Annotated in this window: 18 protein-coding genes; 10 read left to right on the top strand and 8 right to left on the bottom strand. The window is 67.2% G+C overall.

Features of this window, described 5'->3' with window-relative positions; translation table 11 throughout:
* Positions 1-22: 22 nt before the first annotated feature.
* Complete coding sequence (gene petA, locus FLL57_RS02260) at positions 23-550, bottom strand: ubiquinol-cytochrome c reductase iron-sulfur subunit (RefSeq protein ID WP_041807719.1); 528 nt, start codon at positions 548-550, stop codon at positions 23-25.
* 274 nt (positions 551-824) lie between these two features.
* On the opposite strand from petA, the gene FLL57_RS02255 reads away from it, so the two are divergent.
* From FLL57_RS02255 to FLL57_RS02245, 3 genes are all read left to right on the top strand, one after another.
* Positions 825-1,280, top strand: coding sequence for a tRNA (cytidine(34)-2'-O)-methyltransferase (locus tag FLL57_RS02255; RefSeq protein ID WP_142882013.1), 456 nt, complete (start codon positions 825-827; stop codon positions 1,278-1,280).
* Positions 1,281-1,290: 10 nt separating this feature from the next.
* Positions 1,291-1,923: a 7-carboxy-7-deazaguanine synthase gene (gene queE, locus FLL57_RS02250; RefSeq protein ID WP_142882012.1), complete on the top strand. Its 633-nt coding sequence runs from the start codon at positions 1,291-1,293 to the stop codon at positions 1,921-1,923.
* 76 nt (positions 1,924-1,999) lie between these two features.
* Positions 2,000-2,221, top strand: coding sequence for a YodC family protein (locus tag FLL57_RS02245; RefSeq protein WP_142882011.1), 222 nt, complete (start codon positions 2,000-2,002; stop codon positions 2,219-2,221).
* A gap of 209 nt (positions 2,222-2,430) precedes the next feature.
* Here the strand turns inward: FLL57_RS02245 and FLL57_RS02240 are convergent, their stop codons facing one another.
* From FLL57_RS02240 to FLL57_RS02225, 4 genes are read right to left on the bottom strand one after another with little or no spacing between them, the layout of a single operon-like run.
* Positions 2,431-3,687, bottom strand: a complete 1,257-nt coding sequence (locus tag FLL57_RS02240) for a CCA tRNA nucleotidyltransferase (RefSeq protein WP_013501134.1) — start codon at positions 3,685-3,687, stop codon at positions 2,431-2,433.
* The gene (locus tag FLL57_RS02235; RefSeq protein WP_013501133.1) at positions 3,684-3,947 is read right to left on the bottom strand and encodes a DUF6111 family protein; all 264 of its coding nucleotides are present in this window, start codon (positions 3,945-3,947) and stop codon (positions 3,684-3,686) included. The genes FLL57_RS02240 and FLL57_RS02235 overlap by 4 nt, the downstream gene beginning before the upstream one ends.
* On the bottom strand, positions 3,944-4,609 hold the full coding sequence (locus FLL57_RS02230) for a CoA pyrophosphatase (protein ID WP_185966178.1): 666 nt from the start codon (positions 4,607-4,609) through the stop codon (positions 3,944-3,946). Before FLL57_RS02230 ends, FLL57_RS02235 begins: the two co-directional genes overlap by 4 nt.
* An 8-nt stretch (positions 4,610-4,617) precedes the next feature.
* Positions 4,618-5,229 carry a DUF1285 domain-containing protein gene (locus FLL57_RS02225; protein ID WP_142882010.1) on the bottom strand — a complete coding sequence of 204 codons (612 nt, stop codon included), beginning with the start codon at positions 5,227-5,229 and terminating at the stop codon, positions 4,618-4,620.
* Between the two features lie 233 nt (positions 5,230-5,462).
* On the opposite strand from FLL57_RS02225, the gene FLL57_RS02220 reads away from it, so the two are divergent.
* The 4 genes from FLL57_RS02220 (at position 5,463) to FLL57_RS02205 (ending at position 12,434) form a co-directional block, all read left to right on the top strand.
* Positions 5,463-6,467, top strand: a complete 1,005-nt coding sequence (locus FLL57_RS02220) for an AAA family ATPase (protein WP_142882009.1) — start codon at positions 5,463-5,465, stop codon at positions 6,465-6,467.
* Entirely contained in the window at positions 6,467-7,399 is a 933-nt protein-coding gene (locus tag FLL57_RS02215) for a DUF58 domain-containing protein (protein WP_142882008.1), read from the top strand. Before FLL57_RS02220 ends, FLL57_RS02215 begins: the two co-directional genes overlap by 1 nt.
* The gene (locus FLL57_RS02210) at positions 7,396-10,221 is read left to right on the top strand and encodes a DUF4159 domain-containing protein (protein WP_142882007.1); all 2,826 of its coding nucleotides are present in this window, start codon (positions 7,396-7,398) and stop codon (positions 10,219-10,221) included. Before FLL57_RS02215 ends, FLL57_RS02210 begins: the two co-directional genes overlap by 4 nt.
* Positions 10,222-10,370: 149 nt before the next feature.
* On the top strand, positions 10,371-12,434 hold the full coding sequence (locus tag FLL57_RS02205; protein ID WP_142884148.1) for a hypothetical protein: 2,064 nt from the start codon (positions 10,371-10,373) through the stop codon (positions 12,432-12,434).
* Positions 12,435-12,465: 31 nt separating this feature from the next.
* On the opposite strand, the gene FLL57_RS02200 is transcribed toward FLL57_RS02205, so the two are convergent.
* The 3 genes from FLL57_RS02200 to FLL57_RS02190 form a co-directional block, all read right to left on the bottom strand.
* Positions 12,466-13,320 carry a TIGR01459 family HAD-type hydrolase gene (locus FLL57_RS02200; RefSeq protein ID WP_047309906.1) on the bottom strand — a complete coding sequence of 285 codons (855 nt, stop codon included), beginning with the start codon at positions 13,318-13,320 and terminating at the stop codon, positions 12,466-12,468.
* A 12-nt stretch (positions 13,321-13,332) separates the two neighbouring features.
* On the bottom strand, positions 13,333-14,859 hold the full coding sequence (locus FLL57_RS02195; RefSeq protein ID WP_047309905.1) for an EAL domain-containing protein: 1,527 nt from the start codon (positions 14,857-14,859) through the stop codon (positions 13,333-13,335).
* Between the two features lie 97 nt (positions 14,860-14,956).
* Complete coding sequence (locus FLL57_RS02190; protein WP_047309904.1) at positions 14,957-16,303, bottom strand: aspartate aminotransferase family protein; 1,347 nt, start codon at positions 16,301-16,303, stop codon at positions 14,957-14,959.
* A gap of 214 nt (positions 16,304-16,517) precedes the next feature.
* Between FLL57_RS02190 and hisS the strand changes: the two genes are divergently transcribed.
* From hisS to FLL57_RS02175, 3 genes are all read left to right on the top strand, one after another.
* On the top strand, positions 16,518-18,047 hold the full coding sequence (gene hisS / locus FLL57_RS02185; protein ID WP_013501123.1) for a histidine--tRNA ligase: 1,530 nt from the start codon (positions 16,518-16,520) through the stop codon (positions 18,045-18,047).
* A 260-nt stretch (positions 18,048-18,307) separates the two neighbouring features.
* On the top strand, positions 18,308-18,511 hold the full coding sequence (locus FLL57_RS02180; protein WP_013501122.1) for a tautomerase family protein: 204 nt from the start codon (positions 18,308-18,310) through the stop codon (positions 18,509-18,511).
* A gap of 103 nt (positions 18,512-18,614) precedes the next feature.
* On the top strand, positions 18,615-19,010 hold the full coding sequence (locus FLL57_RS02175) for a thioesterase family protein (RefSeq protein ID WP_013501121.1): 396 nt from the start codon (positions 18,615-18,617) through the stop codon (positions 19,008-19,010).
* Positions 19,011-19,072 lie beyond the last annotated feature (62 nt).

The following is a 19,072-nucleotide window of genomic DNA, read 5'->3' as shown; positions in this document are numbered from 1 at the left end:
AATGGTACGGCGCGCGGGAACGTCAGCCGATCTGGACTTTGGTGTCGGAGACGAATTGGTAGGGAGGAATCGGCAGATTGAGCGGCGCCGGCCCCTGGCGGATGCGGCCGGAGCTGTCGTACTGCGAGCCGTGGCACGGGCAGAAGAAGCCGTCGTAGTTGCCCTCGTGCGCGATCGGGATGCAGCCCAGATGGGTGCAGATGCCGACCACGACCAGCCAGTTCTCGTGGCCTTCCTTGGTCCGCGCCTGATCGGTTTCCGGATCCTTCAGATCGGCCAGCGGCGTGTTGCGCGCTTCATCGACCTGCTTCTTGGTGCGGTTCATGATGTAGATCGGCTGACCGCGCCAGAAAACCTTGATGTCCTGTCCTTCGGCGATCGGCGTCAGATCGACTTCGATCGGAGCGCCGGCGGCGATCGTCGAGGCATCCGGGTTCATCTGCGAGATGAACGGCCAAACCGCAGCCGCCGCACCGACGGCGGCAACCGCGCCGGTTGCGATGTAGAGAAAATCACGGCGTGTCGGTTCCGCCGAAGCCTCTGTGGTCACGATCCAAAGCCCTTTCATCTCTGCGACCGGCACAGCTCTCTCGACAGATTTGCGAGATCATTGCCCGGGGAGGTCGCGAGATCGGCGGCCTTCAGATGCCCCGGGCCGCTTGTCATGGCCGGTCGGGTAGAACAGACAGTCCAGAATCGTTCTATTGGCACCCTTGCCGGTAGAGCGCAAGCCCGCGAACGGCTAATTGGCGCGCCTCGATCGATTCAAAGATGTGCCATGACACACCACACGTTATCGTTCAGTTGATAGGGAGCATTACGGGATGCGGATCGCCCTGTTTCAGCCCGACATCCCGCAAAATACCGGGACTATTCTTAGGTTTTGCGCCTGTTTGAACGTCGAGGCGCACATCATCGAGCCGGCCGGGTTTCCGACTTCGGACAGGCATTTCCGCCGCTCCGGGATGGATTACCTGGATCAGGTGAGCATCGTCCGTCACGATTCCTGGCTAAAATTCGAGCAATGGCGGGAAAACGCGGGTTGCCGGCTGATTTTACTTACGACCAAAGGTGAAAGACCTTATTTCGAACAGCGTTACCAGCCGACTGACGTACTGATGCTCGGCCGCGAAAGCGCCGGCGTTCCGGACGACGTTGCAGCAGCAGCCGATGCGCGGGTGGTAATCCCCATGCAGCCAGGGCTGCGCTCGCTCAACGTCGCGATGGCCGCCGCGATGGTGACCGGCGAGGCGCTGCGGCAAATCCAGTTCGTACAGTGAGGACCGACGCGTGAGCTACGCGGTAAAGGAGATATTTCTGACGTTGCAGGGCGAAGGCGCCCATGCGGGCCGCGCAGCCGTGTTCTGCCGGTTTGCCGGCTGCAACCTGTGGACCGGACGCGAGCAGGACCGCGACGAGGCCACGTGCAAATTCTGCGATACGGACTTCATCGGCACCGATGGAACGCTCGGCGGCCGCTACGCCGGCGCGGAGCTGCTCGCCGACACCATCGCCGAGCAATGGACCGGCGATCCGCGCAAGCGCTACGTGGTAATCACCGGGGGTGAGCCGCTGTTGCAGCTCGACGGCGAACTGATCGCCGCACTGCACACGCGCGGCTTTGCGATCGGGGTCGAAACCAACGGCACGATCGAGCCGCCCGACGGAATCGATTGGCTCTGCGTCAGCCCGAAGGCCGGGGCCGAACTGCGCATCCGTCGCGGCGACGAGCTGAAACTCGTCTATCCGCAGCCCGGCGCGATGCCGGAACAGTTCGCCGCGCTCGATTTCAAGCGTTTCTCGCTGCAGCCGATGGACGGCCCGGAACGCGACGACAACACCACCCGGGCGATCGCATATTGCCTGATGCATCCGCAATGGCGGCTCAGCCTGCAGACTCACAAGATCACCGGCATCAGGTAGCTCGCGCCGTCGTGATCCGTCTGTCATGACGAATCGCTAGGCTGCCCGAAGGTCAACAAACCGACGGGAGCCGATCATGGACTTGAAACCGGGCGATATCGTCATGCTGAAATCCGGCGGCCAGGCGATGACGGTTGCCGAAGCCGGCGAAGACAGCGCCGTGTGCCTCTGGATGGGCGAAGAAGGCGATCTGTTCCGCGAGACGCTGCCGCTCGCAGTCCTCGATTCCATCGCGGTCGAAGTCGACGATGAGGACGACGACGATCTCGACGAAGACGAGCAGACCAAGGTGGCCTGAGCGGCGTCCGAACACGAGCGTCCTCTACCCTCCTGCACGGTCGCCGATTGCCCCGGCGGCCGTGTTCATGTGTAGCAACGGATCAGTGCCGGAGACGCTTCCCCCGCCTGTCGTCCGACGGCCTGAGGTCGACGGTCTCGGGCTGATGGTCGGTTGTCTGACGCATCGGGGCTGACGCCGATGCGGCAGCCGCTTTGCTCGACTGGGATTCAAAGCAGGTGATCGCGGGCGAACCGCGCCGCGGTCTGGTCGGCGATGGTGCGTAGTGCGGCCGGCTCGAGCGGAAAATCGGCGGCGAGCCAGGCATCTTCGGCCAGCGTCAACACATGACCGAGCGCCGGTCCGGCCGCGAAGCCGCGGGCGAGGAAGTCCGCGGCCTTGAGCGGGAATGCCGGCGCCTGCCAGCGCTCCGGCAGCGCGATCAGAGCGTGCCAGGGAGCCGGATCGGCGCCACGCCCGGCGCGCGCCCAGGCCAGCATCATGCGGTCGTGGAACCGGGCTTCGCCGAGCCGATACAGACGCCGCCGCGCGGTGGCCTCGTCCATGCCGGCGAGCCGCCACCAGCGATGCCCCATCGAGTCGAGCCGCTTGGCTTCGGCGTTGGAGAGCCGCAGCCGCTGCGCCAGCCGTTTGGCGTCTTCCGTCACCGCGACCGCCAGCGCGCCGAGCCGCCGGACCGGATCGGCCTCGAGCCCGAGCGCGCGTTCGGCGCCGATCATCGCGGCGAAAGCGCCGAGATAAGCGACGCCGCCGAGCACCGCGAGCAGTAGCCCGCCGTCGGCCATCGCCACCACCGAGGCCTCGGCGCCGCCCGCGACCATCAGCTTCAGCATCTCCATCCGCAGCCGCTCGGCGGATAACGTCGAAAGACCGTCGCGGCCGCGGATGCAGGCCAGATAAGCATCGCGATCCGGCGATCCGGCGCCATAGGCGGCGTGGATGCGGAAGAACCGCAGGATGCGCAAGTAATCTTCGGCGATGCGCTGATCCGGATCGCCGATGAACCGCACCCGCCGCGCCGCGATATCGGCGAGACCGCCGACGTAGTCGTGCACCGTGCCGTCGGCTGACATCGACAGGGCGTTGATGGTGAAGTCGCGACGCTGCGCATCGCGCGCCCAGTCGCGGCCGAATGCCACTTTGGCCTTGCGGCCGAACGTCTCGACGTCCTCGCGGAGCGTAGTGATTTCGAAGCCGTGGCCCTCGAGCACCAGCGTCACCGTGCCGTGCTCGATTCCGGTGGGCACCGCCTTGATGCCGGCGGCCTTGGCGCGCCGGACCACCTCGTCCGGCAGTGCGGTGGTGGCAATGTCGACATCGCCGATCGGCAGCCCGAACAGAGCGTTGCGGACCGCACCGCCGACCACCCGCGCCTCTTCGCCGTCCCCGTTCAGCAGCGCCAGTACCCGCGCCGCCGGTCCCGTATGCAGCCACGGCGCATCGCTGCGCACCGGCACGTCGGTCATTTCTCCACCCCAGGCACCAGCCTGCCGTTCTCCAGATGCGCCGGGACATAGGTCGATCCCGGCGGAGCGCCCGAATAATGCACAAGCAGCAGCAAGCTCAGAATCACCAGTACCAGTGCCGACGCCACCAGCCAGCCGACAACCCGCAGCGGCCACGACGAACGCTGCAGCATTGCCGAACGGGTCGCGATCAGGAAGACCGCGTAGAGCACGAAAGGTATGAGGAAAATTGCGAGCTCGGTGAGAACCACACGGATCATGGCAGGCAAACCCGTTCGTACAGCGCGCGCAAAATCCCGGCAGTCGCGCCCCAGATGTAGCGCTCGGCGAACGGCATCGCGTAGTAGGAGCGCTGCGCGCCGCGAAACTCCTTGCTGTGCAATTGATGATTGCCGGGGTCCATCAGGAACGCGAGCGGCACTTCGAAGGCGTCGTCGACTTCGGACTTATTGATGGCGAGCTCGAAACCGGGCCGCACCCGCGCCACCGTCGGCAAGATCCGGAAACCGAAGCTGGTACCGTAGACGTCGAGATAGCCGATGGGCTCGACATAGGAGCGATCGAGCCCGACCTCTTCTTCTGCCTCGCGCAGCGCGGCGTCGAGCGGCGAATTGTCGGTGGGGTCGATCTTACCGCCGGGGAAGGCGATCTGGCCGGCATGGTCGTTGAGATGCGCTGCCCGCATCGTCAGCAGCACGGTCGGCTCGGCATGCTCGACCACCGGGATCAGCACCGCGGCGGGGCGGATCGGCCGCTCCTGCGCGATCGTGCGCAGCATCTGCTCGTTGCCGTGATCGCCTGCGGTCGGAACGATTGCGGCGTCGGTCAGCGCCGGCGGCACGTCGAATCGCAGCCGCCGCCGGGCGCGATCGAAAAATTCCATCGAACTGATGCTGCGGCCAGTCGACTGCGTACCCGTCATCGGTCCGGTCAATGCGCTTCCCTCGTCAGCTCGGCATCGGCCATGGCGAAGAACGAGCCGCCTGACGCGATGCCGAACATCGAGTGACCATCGACCATCCGCTCCTCACCGATGTCAACAAGATCGTAGTACAATGCCCGCGTCACCTTGGCCCATAGGCCGGCACGAACGTGAAGGTACGGTGTCACTCCGCCGTCGGGGGCGAATTCGAACCGCAGCCCACTTTCGCCGTCGCACGTCACCCAATCGTCGACATTGGTACGAAAGCGCAGCAGCGGGCCGCGCGCGTCATGGTCCTTGATCATTTCGACCGCGAGAAACGGCGCGTCATCGACGATGATGCCGACCTTTTCGACCGGCGTGACCAGGAAGTGCTTGTCGCCCTCGCGCTTCAGAATGGTCGAGAACAGCCGCACCAAAGCCGGGCGGCCGATCGGGGTGCCGAGATAGAACCAGGTTCCGTCGGACGCGATCCGCATGTCGAGGTCGCCGCAGAACGGAGGGTTCCACAGATGCACCGGCGGCAATCCCTTGCCACTGGCCGCACGCGCCGCAGCGTCACGGGCGGCCTCGGTGAGACCGTCAAGATCGTGCGATGAACCCTGCCCTTGCTTCGCCATTGTTTACCCTGACCCTCGAATTCCGACCTGGCACGATAGCTGCTCCATTTCGCCACGCGCAGCTTGATTTAACTCTCCACATCGTGATCCGCGCCATCTCGCGATGCTCATAATGTGGGGAAAGATTTGGTGAATGAAACCAGAGCCTTCGCCGGAGCGCGGCGAACCGCCTAACATGGCCTGATCAAGGGCAACCGGCCCCGTGGCGACAAGTTCGGACAGGAGAGACCAAAATGGCCGGCGCAGACAGTGTCGAGAAACTCGAAGACGTCATCGTTCGCTCGGCCGAGCAGGTCGCAGGTGAAGTGCGCACCGCCAAGGAGGCGATCGCGACCGTGATCTTCGGTCAGGATCGCGTGGTGGAAAATACCCTGGTGACGATCCTGTCCGGCGGCCACGCGCTGCTGATCGGCGTCCCCGGTCTCGCCAAGACCAAGCTGGTGGAAACCCTGGGTGTCACGCTCGGGCTCGACGCCAAGCGTATCCAGTTCACTCCCGACCTGATGCCATCGGACATTCTCGGCGCCGAAGTGCTCGACGAGACCACTGCCGGCAAGCGGTCGTTCCGCTTCATCGCCGGCCCGGTGTTCGCCCAGCTTCTGATGGCCGACGAAATCAACCGCGCCAGCCCGCGCACCCAATCGGCGCTGCTGCAGGCGATGCAGGAGCAGCACATCACCGTCGCCGGCGCCCGGCACGATCTGCCGAAGCCGTTCCATGTGCTGGCGACCCAGAATCCTCTGGAACAGGAAGGCACCTATCCGCTGCCCGAAGCCCAGCTCGACCGCTTCCTGATGGAGATCGACGTCGACTATCCGGATCGCGATGCCGAGCGCCGCATCCTGTTCGACACCACCGGCGCCGAGCAGAGCGCACCGAAAGCGGCGATGAGCGGCGAAACGCTGCTGTCGGCGCAGCGGCTGGTGCGCCGGCTGCCGGTCGGCGACTCGGTCGTTGAAGCGATCCTGTCGCTGGTGCGCTCGGCGCGTCCGGGCCCCGAGGCCGGCGAACTCGGCAAGCTGATCGCCTGGGGTCCGGGGCCGCGCGCCAGCCAGTCGTTGATGATGGCGGTGCGCGCCCGGGCGCTGCTCGACGGCCGGCTGGCGCCGTCGATCGACGACGTCCTCGACCTCGCCGAGCCGGTGCTGAAACATCGCATGGCGCTGACGTTCTCGGCGCGCGCCGAAGGCCGCACGATTCCGGACGTAATCCAGAAGCTCAAGAGCCGGATCGGCTGATGGCGCAGCCCGGCGAGCATCGCACCCAGGAGACGCTGGCGGTCCGCCGTGCCGACGGCGAAAGCCGCTCGCTCGCGGCGTCGCTGCCGCGGCTGATGCTCGAGGCCCGCCGGATCGCCAACAACGTCACCCACGGCCTGCACGGCCGCCGCCGTGCCGGCGCCGGCGAGAACTTCTGGCAGTATCGCCGCTTCGTCTCAGGCGAGCCGGCCACGAGCGTCGACTGGCGCCGCTCGGCGCGGGACGATCATCTCTATGTCCGCGAGCTGGAATGGGAAGCCGCCCACACGGTCTGGCTGTGGCCCGACCGGTCGCTGTCGATGGCATTCGCCTCCAAGGGCGCGCGCGACAGCAAGCTGGAGCGCGGCCTGATCGTGAGTTTTGCGCTGGCCGAACTGCTGGTCGCCGGCGGCGAACGCGTCGGCATCCCCGGACTGATGAACCCGACCTCCAGCAACAACGTCGTCGACAAGATGGCGCAGGCGATCCTGCACGACACCACCCATCGTGGCAGCCTGCCGCCGTCGTTCGTGCCTTCATCGCTGTCCGAGATCGTTGTGCTGTCCGACTTCTGGTCTCCGGTCGGCGATATCCGTCCAATGCTGGCCGGACTGTCGGCCTCCGGCGCCCACGGCACGCTGGTCCAGATCGTCGACCCGGCCGAAGAGAGCTTCCCCTATGCGGGACGGGTCGAATTCGTCGAGCCCGAAGGCGGCGGCGCGATCACCGCCGGGCGCGCCGAGAAGTGGGCCAGCGACTACGTCGCGCTGGTCGCCGCGCATCGCGACGCGATACGGCTCGAGACGTCGAAGCTCGACTGGCTGTTCTCGACCCACACCACCTCGCGCTCGGCCGCCGAGCTGTTGCTGTTCCTGCACGCCGGCATGACCACCGCCAAAGGCGCCGCCGGCAAAGCGGGGCGCAGCGCATGATCGGCAGTCTGCCCCTCGGCTTCGCGCAACCGCTGCTGCTGCTTGGTCTGCTGGCGCTGCCGGCGCTGTGGTGGCTGCTGCGGGTGATGCCGCCGCGGCCGCGGCGGATTGATTTCCCGCCGACCCGGCTGCTGTTCGACATCGCCCCGAAGGAAGAAACGCCGTCGCGGACGCCATGGTGGCTGACCGCGCTGCGGATGCTCGCCGCCGCGCTGGTGATCGTCGCCCTCGCCGGCCCGATCTGGAATCCGCAGACCGCCGCTGGCGGCAGCCAGGCACCGCTCTTGCTCCTGCTCGACGACGGCTGGACCGCGGCGTCGAGCTGGGAGGCACGGATCACCGCCGCCGACGAGCTGATCGCCGAAGCCGACAGCGCGCGCCGCGCGGTGGCGCTGGCACCGCTGTCGGAGACCACGCGCGATCCGGCCCTGATGCCGGCCGGCACCGCACGGGTGGCGCTGCGCCAGCTCGCACCGAAGCCCTACGCGGTGAACCGGTCCGAAGCGCTGCCCGGGATCGAGCGGTTCCTGAAGACCGCGGGCGATGCCGAGTTGGTATGGCTGACCGATGGCATCGACACCGGCCGCGGCAGCGAGTTCGTCACCGGGCTGAACCGGCTGGTGCAGAATCGCAGCGTCACCATCGTCGAGGGCGGCGCCCCGCCCGCCCATGCGCTGGTCGCCGCCGAGAACGCCGCGGCGAAGATGACCGTCAAGGTGCTGCGCGCGGCGACCGGCGGTCTCGACGCCGGCACGGTGCGGGCGCTCGACGGCAAAGGCCTGCCGATCGCCGAGGCGCGCTATAGCCTCGCCCCGGGCGCCTCGGAAACCGACGCCGCGTTCGAACTGCCGGTCGAATTGCGCAACGACATCGCCCGGCTGGAGATCGCAGGCGAACGCTCCGCCGGCGCCGTGCAGCTCCTCGACAAGCGCTGGCGCCGCCGCGCCATCGGTATCGTGTCCGGCGCAAGCAGCGACACCGCGCAGCCGCTGCTGGCGGCGACGTTCTATCTCACCCGCGCGCTGTCGCCGTTCGCCGACCTGCGCCAGGGCGAACGCGCCGCGCCGCAACAGGTGATCGCGCAATTCCTCGATCAGAAGCTGCCGATGATCGTGCTCGCCGATGTCGGCGCGCTGTCCCCGGAAATACGCCAGCGGCTCGATTCCTGGATCGAACAGGGCGGCGTGCTGGTGCGGTTCGCCGGCCCCCGCCTGGCACGCCAGGACGACGACGATCTGGTGCCCGTGAAGCTGCGCAAAGGCGGCCGCAGCCTCGGCGGCAGCCTGACCTGGGAGAGACCGCAGCAACTCGCCGCGTTCTCCGGCGACGGCCCGTTCGCAGGCCTCGCAGTGCCGGGTGACGTCACTGTCAACCGGCAGGTGCTTGCGGAGCCGGACGCGACGCTGCCCGGCAAGAGCTGGGCCTCGCTCGCCGACGGCACCCCGCTGGTGACCGGCGAGCATCGCGGCAAGGGTCTGGTGACGCTGTTCCACATCAGCGCCGACATGCGCTGGTCGAACCTGCCGATGTCCGGCACCTTCGTCGAGATGCTGCGCCGGCTGGTCGACATGTCCGGCTACACCGCGGCGCCCGGAGCCGGGGTCGCCGCCGATCCCAACGCCGCCGAGACGGTGTCGCCGCTGCGAAACCTCGACGGTTTCGGCACGTTCGGCCCACCGCCGGCCTCCGCCAAGCCGATCCCGGCCGACTACCGCGAGCGCGGCACGGTGGAACATCCGCCCGGCTTCTACGGCCCCGCGGATAGTCCGATCGCCGTCAACGCACTGGCGGCTGCCGATCGGATCGCACCGCTCGACAGTTCGGCGATCAACGCCCGCCGCGCCGCCTACAGTAATGCCGAGCCGCGCGACCTGCGCGGCGCGCTCCTGGCGGGAGCGCTCGGGCTGTTCGGGCTCGATGCCCTGATCGTCGCGGTGCTCGGCGGCGGCCTGGCAGCTCTGCTGATGCGACGCCGCCGCGCCGCCACCGCCGCGCTGGCGCTGATCGTGGCGCTGCCGCTGTCCTCGATGCCGGTGCCGCTGCACGCGCAGAGCGCCAAGGACGAGTTCGCAATCAAGGCGACGGCACAGACCCACCTCGCCTATGTGATCACGGGCAATGGCGACGTCGACGCCATCGTCAAAGCCGGGATGAACGGCCTGACGCTGTTCCTGGCGCAACGCACCGCGCTGGAAGCCGGCGAGCCGGTCGGCGTCGATCCGGCGCGCGACGAATTGTCGTTCTTCCCGCTGATCTACTGGCCGATCGTCGCCGGCAGCCCGAAGCCGCCGCAGGCAGCGCTCGACAGGATCGACGCCTACATGAAACAGGGCGGCACCGTGATCTTCGACACCCGCGACGCAGTCGAAGCGCAGCCCGATCCCAGCGGCGCATCGCAGACCCCCGGTATGGTGACGCTGCGCAATGTGCTGTCGTCGCTCGACGTGCCGGAACTGGAGCCGGTGCCGCGCGAGCACGTGCTGACCAAGACCTTCTATCTTCTGCGCGACTTCCCCGGCCGCTTCACCGATGGCCAGACCTGGGTCGAGGCGCTGCCGCGCGAGACCGACGATGACGACACCACCCGCCCGGCGCGTGGCGGCGACGGCGTGTCGCCGATCATCATTACGTCGAACGACCTTGCCGGCGCCTGGGCGATGCGACCCGACGGCCAGCCGATGCTGCCGCTGACACCGGGCGAGCCGCGCCAGCGCGAATTCGCCTTCCGCGCCGGCGTCAACATCGTGATGTACACCCTGACCGGCAACTACAAGGCCGACCAGGTCCACGCTCCGGCGCTGATCGAGCGGCTGGGGCAGTAGTTAGCTTATCCTTCGAGACGCCCGGCTTCGCCGGGCTCCTCAGGATGAGGGAGAGGTCTCGCTTGAGGCGGGACGACGAAACGAGGACCTCATGGTGAGGAGCATCGCGCAGCGATGCGTCTCGAACCATGAGCGACGAGGAGAACGCATTGCACTACGGCATCGCCTTTGCGCCTCTTGTTCCGACCGCCGTGCTGTGGGTCGCGATTGCCGCCGTGGTGGTGATCGCACTCGTGCTGCTGCTCGGGCGGGCGCGCGGCGCCTGGGTGCGGATCGTGGCACTGGCGCTGATCGTGCTGGCGCTCGCCAATCCGTCGTTCACCCGCGAGGAGCGCGAGCCGCTGTCGTCGGTGGCGGCGGTGGTGGTCGACAAGAGTCCAAGCCAGGATTTCGGCAAGCGCGCCGAAGAGGCCGAGCAGGCCAAGGAGGCGCTGGTCGGCCGGCTGAAGCAGATCAAGGGGCTCGAAGTCCGCGTCGTCGAAGCTGGCCAGGCCGATGGCGAGACCGACGGCACCAAGCTGTTCGGCGCGGTGACCTCGGCGCTGTCCGACGTGCCGACCGACCGCGTCGCCGGCGCCTTCCTGATCACCGACGGCCGGGTCCACGACATCCCGGCGAACGCCCAGGCGCTCGGCTTCCAGGCCCCGGTGCAAGCGCTGATCACCGGCCGCAAGGACGAGCGCGACCGCCGCGTCGCGATTGTGGCGGCACCGCGGTTCGGCATCGTCGGCCAGACCCAGACCATCACCTACCGGCTCGACGACCAGGGCATCACTGGCGACCGCGCCCGCGTCACGGTTCGGCGCGACGGCGAGCTTCTGAATCAGCGCACCGTGCTGAGCGGCCAGACCGTCAGCATCGACGTCGAGATCAAGCACGCCGGCCAGAACATCGTCGAGATCGAAGCCTCGCCGGTCGATAACGAGCTGACGCTGGTCAACAACCGCGCCGTGGTGTCGATCGACGGCGTGCGCGACAAGCTGCGGGTGCTGCTGGTGTCGGGCGAGCCGCATTCCGGCGAGCGCACTTGGCGCAACCTGCTCAAATCCGACGCCAGCGTCGATCTGGTGCACTTCACGATTCTGCGGCCGCCGGAGAAGCAGGACGGCACGCCGATCAACGAATTGTCGCTGATCGCCTTCCCGACCCGCGAGCTGTTCCAGCAGAAGATCAACGAGTTTCAACTGATCATCTTCGACCGCTACGCCCGCCAGGGCGTGCTGCCGATGGCGTATTTCGACAACATCTCGCGCTATGTCAGGAACGGCGGCGCGGTGCTGGTGTCGGCCGGGCCGGACTACGCCTCGACCACCTCGATCTGGCGCACGCCGCTCGACACGCTGTTGCCGGCCGAGCCGGTCGGCGTCACCGAGAAGCCGTATCACGCGCGGCTGTCGGACGCGGGCAAGCGCCACCCGGTGACGCGCGGGCTCGAAGGCTCGGCATCCGAACCGCCGGCCTGGAGCCGGTTCTTCCGCACGGTCGACACCCGCAACACCACCACGGCGCCGCTGATGACCGGCGCCGACAATATGCCGCTGCTGCTGCTGTCGCATTTCGGTGAGGGCCGCGTTGCGCTGCTGCTCTCCGACCACATCTGGCTGTGGGCGCGCGGCTACGAGGGCGGCGGCCCGCATCTCGATCTGCTCAGGCGGATGTCGCACTGGCTGATGAAGCAGCCCGACCTCGACGAGGAAGCGCTGCGGTTGAAGGCCGAGGGCAAGAACCTTCAAGTCGTGCGCCAGACCATGGGCGACAGCGTGCCGCCCGTCACCGTCACCTCGCCGTCCGGCAAGACCCGCGAACTGGCGCTGACGGCGGCCGACCCCGGCACCTGGCGGGCGACGCTGCCGGCCGAAGAGCTGGGCCTGTGGTCGGCGACCGACGGCACGCTCAAGGCGCTGATCAATGTCGGGCCGGTCAATCCGAAGGAATTCGCTGAGGTCACCTCGACCACCGAGGCGCTGCGGCCATTGGTTCAGGCGACCGGCGGCGATGCGCGGCGAATCGCCGAAAATGGCAGCGTCGAACTGCCGCGGATCGTGCCGGTCACCTCGGCGACGATCTTCCGCGGCGACGGCTGGCTCGGCGTGCGGATGCGTGACGCCAGCGTCGTCACCGGCGTCGGCGTGCTACCGGTGTTCACCGGCCTGATCGGACTGCTGCTGCTGCTCGGCGCGTTCGCTGCGACCTGGCTGCGCGAAGGCCGCTGATCACTTGCAAGACATCGAAATCGAGCTGCGCTTACCAGCGCAGCTCGCGGGTCAGCGCCAGCGGTGGGTGACCGAACAATTCGGTGACCGCCGCGGTGTCGAGCCGGTCGATGCCTTCGAACGCGTCGGCATGGATGCCGCGGGTGACGAACAGCAGATCGATGCCGTAGCCCTGCGCGCCGGCCAGATCGGTTCGCACCGAATCGCCGATCGCCAGCACACGCTGCGCCGGAGTGTCGCTGCCGCGGATCTGGCGTGCCAGCGCCATCGCCCGGTCGTAGATCGGCCGGTGCGGCTTGCCGTAGAAGATCACCTCGCCGCCGAGTTCGCGATACAGTTCGGCGATCGCGCCGGCGCAATAGATCAGCCGGTCGCCGCGCTCGACCACGATGTCAGGATTGGCGCAGACCAGTGTCAGCTTGCGCGCCAGCGCCTGCCCCATCATCTCGCGATAGTCTTCGGCCGACTCGGTCTCGTCGTCGAACGGGCCGGTACAGATGATGTAGTCGGCGGCTTCCAGCGGCGTCAGCCTGGCGTCGAGGCCGCGATAGATCGAATTGTCGCGATCCGGCCCGAGCCAGTAGATCGACTGGCCGGGATGCTCGGCCACATAGATGCGGGTGAGATCGCCCGACGACACGATCGCGTCGTAGCAATCGTCCGGCACGTCGAGCTTGCGAAGCTGGCGCTGCACCGAATCCGCCGGGCGCGGCGCGTTGGTGATCAGCACCACGGTACGGCCTTGGTCGCGCGCGGTCTTCAGCGCCGCGCAGGCGTCGGGGAAGGATTCCAGGCCGTTGTGCACAACGCCCCAGATGTCGCTGAGCACGACGTCGACCGAGCCGACGAGCTCATGCAGATGCTCGACGAAACGCAGCGTGGTCATCGGCTGAATCGATCAGAAAGGGCCGGCGGCGCGGCGCACCAGTGCGGCATTGCCGGTGACGCGTGCCGGCTCGATGCGGCCGAGCGGGCCCTGCGGTAGCTTGCCTGGATCAAGATTGATGTCCTGCTGGGCCGGGGCGTTGGAAGCCGGCGCGGCCGCGTTGGTGGCGGTCTCTGGCCGCAGCGGACGGGGCGCTGCGAACAAGAACCCCTGCCCAAACCGCACATCGTAGTCAAGCAGGTCGACCACCGCGCGCTCGCCCTCGATCCGCTCGGCGATCAGATCGATGCCGAAGCGGCCGAGCAGGTCCGACAGATCGACCGGATGGATGTCGGCCGACGCGGTGTCGTGCGCCGCCAGCAGCAGCGACGCCGGCACCTTGATGAAGCGGACACCGCGGTCAGCCAGCTCGCGCGGTTCGAACCGCAGATCGGTGACATGGTCGATCGAGAACCGGTAGCCGCGCTGCGCCAGCGCCGCGAGGTGCTCGGCCTCGACCGGACCGAGGTTACGCAGGGTGCTCTGCTTGAATTCGAGCAGCAGCGACGGCGCCAGCGCGCGGTTGGCCTCGAGGAAGTCGAGGCACTGCGAGAACGCCGCAGTGTCGGCGAGCGTGGCGCCGGAAATGTTTACGAACAGCCCGACCTCTTTGTTACGCACCAGCAACCGCCGCACCACCTGCACGGCACGCAGCAGGATAGCGTGATCGATCCGCCCCATCAGCCCGGCGGCCTCCGCGATCGGCAGATAGCTGTCGGCGGCGATCGTCTGGTCGGCCTCGTCGCGCAGCCGGGTCACCACCTCATAGGCGCGCACCTTGCGCTGCGGCAGCGTAACCATCGGCTGCAGATAAAGATCGAACCGCTCCGCCTCGACGGCGCTTCTCACCGCCGGCAGCAGCCGGAGACCATCCGGCGCGGGGGCGGTCATAGCGGTTGCGGCGGCCGGGACGGCCACTTCGGGCGGCAGTTCGTCCCGCGCAGCGCGCGGGGAGGCTTCGGGATCAGTCACCGTCGAAGCGGCCGCAGCCGGAACGGCGGCAGACGTCGGGGCCGGGATGGGCACCGTGGCCGGGACCGGTTCTCCCAGCTCCAGCGGCGGCACCGTCTCCGGGCGGATCACGCTGCGCGCCGCGGCGGTCAGTAATTCCTCATGGGTGGCAACCGATACCGCGAGCTGCTGCACCAGGGTACCCAATTCGCCGATTTCGTCTGAGACATGCTTGACGCGGTCGTTATGGACCGATTGCGACGAGACCAACTTGGCCTCGACCACGGCCAGCCGGCGGCCGAACTCACCGACCTGGCGGGCAAGATCAGCCGTACCGCGCGACAGGTCGGCGATCTGGTGGCCGGCCTCGGCGCGGTCGCGGATTCGCAGTGAGACCGCCTGATACAGCACGAACAGGGTCAGCGCCGTCAGGCCGACCAGCGCCGCCTGCGCCAAGCTGAATCCGGCCACCGCATACACCACCATGCCGAGCGAGGTGGCGATCAGCACCATGCAGACGGCGATGAAAATGGTCGAGATACGGATCATTTAAGCCGGTGGTTGCCTGCCGATCCGCCATCTTTGTCGATTCGGCGGACGAGTCCACTGGATTCGTCCGCCGTCCCAAGGGGATATCGGGCGGATGTCAGGCGACCGCGCGGATCACCTTGCCGACCTTGTCGACGATCTCGCCGATCTGGTCCTCGCTGAGGATCAGCGGCGGGGTCAGCGCCAGAGTGTCGCCGGCGATCCGGAGCATCAGTTCGTGATCGTGGAAGCCGGCGTTCATCGCTTCGAAGCCACGCTTGCCGGGCGCATCGGCGAGCGGGGCGAGATCGATGCCCGCGGTCAGGCCGACGGTGCGGATGTCGACCACGTTCGGGGCGTCCTTCAGCGACATCACCGCCTCGGCGAACTTCGGCTCCAGCGCCTTGGCGCGCTCGAACAGCTTCTCGTCGCGGTAGATGTCGAGGGTGGCGATGCCGGCCGCGCAGGCCAGCGGATGCGCCGAATAGGTGTAGCCGTGGGCAAGCTCCACCGCGTGCTCGGGCCCGGTCATGAACGCGTCGTGGATTTCGGCCGACGTGATCACGCCGCCCATCGGCACCGCACCGTTGGTGACGCCCTTGGCGAAGGTGATCATGTCCGGGGTGACGCCGTAGCGCTCGGCCGCGAAGGCATAGCCGAGACGGCCGTAGCCGGTGATGACCTCGTCGAAGATCAGCAGGATGCCGTGCTTCTTGGTGATCTCGCGCAGGCGCTTGAGGTAGCCCTTCGGCGCCGGCAGCACGCCGGTGGAGCCGGCCATCGGCTCGACGATCACCGCCGCGATGGTGTTGGCGCCGTGCAGGTTGACGAGGCCTTCGAGCGCGTCGGCGAAGTGTGCGCCGTAGTCCGGCTCGCCCTTGGTGAAGGCCTGCTTGTCGCGATCATACGTCGCAGGCAGATGGTCGACGCCGTTGAGCAGCGGACCGAACATCTTGCGGTTGTTGCCGATGCCGCCGACCGCGGTGCCGCCGAAGCCGACGCCGTGATAGCCGCGCTCGCGACCGATCAGCCGGGTGCGCGAGCCCTGGCCCTTGAGCTGCTGATACGCCACCGCGATCTTCAGCGCGGTGTCGCCGGCTTCCGAGCCGGAATTGCAGAAGAATACGTGATCGAGCCCTTCCGGCGCCAGATCGGCGATCCGGCTGGCGAGCTCGAACGCCTTCGGCTGGCCGAACTGGAACGGCGGCGAGAAGTCGAGCTCGTCGGCCTGTGCCTTGATCGCCTCGGCGATCTCCTTGCGGCCGTGGCCCGCATTGGTGCACCACATGCCGGATGCGGCGTCGATGATCCTGCGCCCCTCGGTGGTGATGTAGTGCATGCCCTCGGCGCCCACGACCATTTTCGGCGCGCGCTTGAAGGCCCGGTTCGCGGTGAACGGCATCCAGAACGCGTTGAGATCGTTCGGCGCGTTGACGGCGGACGTGGGCTTGATCTTGTCTAACATGGGGCTCCTCATGCACTGCGCGGCCGGGGGTGAAAGGCGCGGCACGGTACCAGCTTCACGCCCTGACGGGAACGCCGCGAGCCAGCAAATTTCCGTGGGGCTTCCATCTGTTAATGGACGCCGCCGGCGAGGGATTTGCGCTGGATCATGCAACCCCGCCTTGCTGCGGCGGACAGCGGCTGATACCAACCCGGCCCTGACTTGGAAGGCGACGATGGCTGAGAAACCGAAAAAACCCTCGAAACTGCGCGCCCGGCTGCCGCGTGGCCTCGCCGATCGCGGCCCGGCCGAGATCGCGGCGACGCGCGCAATGGTGGAGAAGATCCGCGAGGTGTACGAACGCTACGGCTTCGAGCCGGTCGAAACCCCGGCGTTCGAATACACCGACGCGCTCGGCAAGTTCCTGCCCGATCAGGACCGCCCCAACGAGGGCGTGTTCTCGCTGCAGGACGACGATGAGCAGTGGATCAGCCTGCGCTACGATCTCACCGCCCCACTCGCCCGCTACGTCGCCGAGAATTTTGATGCACTGCCGAAGCCGTATCGCAGCTACCGGTTCGGCTGGGTGTTCCGCAACGAGAAACCCGGCCCCGGCCGCTTCCGCCAGTTCATGCAGTTCGACGCCGACACCGTCGGCGCCCCCACCGCCGCCGCCGACGCCGAGATGTGCATGATGGCGGCGGATACCATGGAAGCGCTCGGCATCCCCCGCGGCAGCTATGTGGTGAAGGTGAATAACCGGAAGGTGCTGGATGGCATCCGCGAAGCGCAGGGAATCGACAGCGACGCGCAATGGCTCACCGTGATGCGCGCCATCGACAAGGCCGACAAGTTTCCGATCAAGGATATCATCCAGCTACTTGGTCCGGGTCGTTGGGACGGCGGCGAGGAAGGCAAAGGCGACTTCACCAAAGGCGCCGGCCTCAACCAGACGCAGACCGATGCGATCATCAGCTTCATCGGCGACAAGGATTCCGTCGCCAGCATGCAGGGCGCTGACAATCAGTCGACCTTGGCCAACATGCGCGCGCGCGTCGAAGGCTCGAAGACTGGTAGCGATGGCGTTGCCGAACTCGCCACCATCGCTGAGCTGGCCGACGCCGGCGGCTACGGCGATTGTGTGAAGATCGATCCCTCCGTCGTCCGCGGCCTCGAATACTACACCGGCCCGGTCTATGAGGTCGAACTGCTGCTCGACACCAAGGACGAGAAAGGCCGCCCGGTGCGGTTCGGCTCGGTCGGCGGCGGCGGGCGCTATGACGGCCTGGTGTCGCGCTTCCGCGGCGAGCCGGTGCCGGCGACCGGATTCTCGATCGGCGTATCGCGACTGCAGGCGGCGCTGACGCTGATCGGCCAGCTCGACAACAGGCCTCAAGCCGGTCCCGTCGTGGTCACCGTGTTCGGCGGCGACATAGCCGGTTATCAAAAGATGGTCGCGAGCCTGCGCCAAGCCGGCATCCGCGCCGAGCTGTATTTGGGCAATCCCAAGCACTCGCTCGGCCAGCAGATGAAATACGCCGACAAGCGCAACTCGCCCTGCGCCATCATCCAGGGCTCGGATGAGAACGCGCAAGGAATCGTGCAGATCAAGGATTTGATCCTCGGCGCCGAGCTGGCGTCGCTGGAGAAGGACCGCGACGAGTACTTGAAGAAGCAGGCCGAGGCGCAGTTTTCCTGCAAGGAGGATGAACTGGTTGCCAAGGTGCAGGAGCTGCTGCAGCGCCGCGGTGTGAGCTGGAATTAGTTGTCCAGCGAGGCATCAGCCCCTCATGGTGAGGAGCCCGGCGGAGCGCAGCGAAGCCGGGCGTCTCGAACCATGAGGCCGAGGTTTCGCCAGGGCGCGTGTGGCCCATCCTTCGAGACGCCCGTCTGCGCTCTGCGAGCGCCGCCAGACTCCTCAGGATGAAGACGAACTGAGACAACTGTGAGATTCCGGGTTCGCCCACTGCGTGAGCGCCCCGGAATGACAACAACAAAGACCAAGCAAAAAGGGAGAAACCACCGATGCCCGAGATCACCGTCAACATGGCCATGGGCCGCACCGACGAGCAGAAGGCCGGGATGATGCGCGACATCACCACGGCGCTGGTGACGCATCTCGGCGTCGCCGCCGAGGACGTGGTGATCCAGATCAACGAAGCGCCGCTCACCAACAAGATGAAGGGCGGCAAGACCTTCGTCGAGCGCAAGGCGGCACAGGCGAAGTAAGCGCATCACGCAGCCCTCTCGTTCGTCATTCCGGGGGGCGCGCGCAGCGCGCCCCCCGGAATGACGAACGTTGAGTCATCGCCAAGAAGCACGAAGAGCCCCCATGGATGCGCGCGATATTCTCTCTGTCGGCATGAGCGCCGAGCGGCTGACCACGGTGACGCAGGACGTCACCGTGCAACATTTCGTGCCGTACATGCCCGCCGTGTTCGCCACCCCGCTGATGATCCTGGAGATGGAGATGGCTTCCGGCGAGGCGATCATGCCGAAGCTGCCGGCCGGCTGGATCACGGTCGGCAGCGAGGTCGACATCCGGCATCTGGCGCCGGCCTTCGTCGGCCAGACGGTGCGGACCACGGCGACGGTGAGCGCGGTGGAGCGGCGGGCGATCCGGTTCGAGGTCGCCTCGTACGTCGGCGACCGCAAGATCGGCGACGGCCGCCACGCCCGGGGCCTGGTTCAGGCCACGCTGTTCACCCGCCGGTTCGCCGAGGGCTGAGCCCACGTCCTTTCCGGTGCCCCATAAAAGACAAACGCGCCCCCGATCGGGAGCGCGTCGCC

This window comes from Rhodopseudomonas palustris (assembly GCF_007005445.1).
Lineage (GTDB): Bacteria > Pseudomonadota > Alphaproteobacteria > Rhizobiales > Xanthobacteraceae > Rhodopseudomonas > Rhodopseudomonas palustris_G.
This window is presented reverse-complemented; position numbering and strand designations above follow the sequence as displayed.

Bases quoted from the DNA above. Each gene is read 5' to 3' on its own strand.
- FLL57_RS02255 (WP_142882013.1), top strand. From the start codon at position 825: ATGCGGATCGCCCTGTTTCAGCCCGACATCCCGCAAAATACCGGGACT.
- FLL57_RS02245 (WP_142882011.1), top strand. From the start codon at position 2,000: ATGGACTTGAAACCGGGCGATATCGTCATGCTGAAATCCGGCGGCCAG.
- FLL57_RS02240 (WP_013501134.1), bottom strand. From the start codon at position 3,687: ATGACCGACGTGCCGGTGCGCAGCGATGCGCCGTGGCTGCATACGGGA.
- FLL57_RS02235 (WP_013501133.1), bottom strand. From the start codon at position 3,947: ATGATCCGTGTGGTTCTCACCGAGCTCGCAATTTTCCTCATACCTTTC.
- FLL57_RS02230 (WP_185966178.1), bottom strand. From the start codon at position 4,609: ATGACGGGTACGCAGTCGACTGGCCGCAGCATCAGTTCGATGGAATTT.
- FLL57_RS02225 (WP_142882010.1), bottom strand. From the start codon at position 5,229: ATGGCGAAGCAAGGGCAGGGTTCATCGCACGATCTTGACGGTCTCACC.
- FLL57_RS02220 (WP_142882009.1), top strand. From the start codon at position 5,463: ATGGCCGGCGCAGACAGTGTCGAGAAACTCGAAGACGTCATCGTTCGC.
- FLL57_RS02215 (WP_142882008.1), top strand. From the start codon at position 6,467: ATGGCGCAGCCCGGCGAGCATCGCACCCAGGAGACGCTGGCGGTCCGC.
- FLL57_RS02210 (WP_142882007.1), top strand. From the start codon at position 7,396: ATGATCGGCAGTCTGCCCCTCGGCTTCGCGCAACCGCTGCTGCTGCTT.
- FLL57_RS02200 (WP_047309906.1), bottom strand. From the start codon at position 13,320: ATGACCACGCTGCGTTTCGTCGAGCATCTGCATGAGCTCGTCGGCTCG.
- FLL57_RS02195 (WP_047309905.1), bottom strand. From the start codon at position 14,859: ATGATCCGTATCTCGACCATTTTCATCGCCGTCTGCATGGTGCTGATC.
- FLL57_RS02190 (WP_047309904.1), bottom strand. From the start codon at position 16,303: ATGTTAGACAAGATCAAGCCCACGTCCGCCGTCAACGCGCCGAACGAT.
- hisS (WP_013501123.1), top strand. From the start codon at position 16,518: ATGGCTGAGAAACCGAAAAAACCCTCGAAACTGCGCGCCCGGCTGCCG.
- FLL57_RS02180 (WP_013501122.1), top strand. From the start codon at position 18,308: ATGCCCGAGATCACCGTCAACATGGCCATGGGCCGCACCGACGAGCAG.
- FLL57_RS02175 (WP_013501121.1), top strand. From the start codon at position 18,615: ATGGATGCGCGCGATATTCTCTCTGTCGGCATGAGCGCCGAGCGGCTG.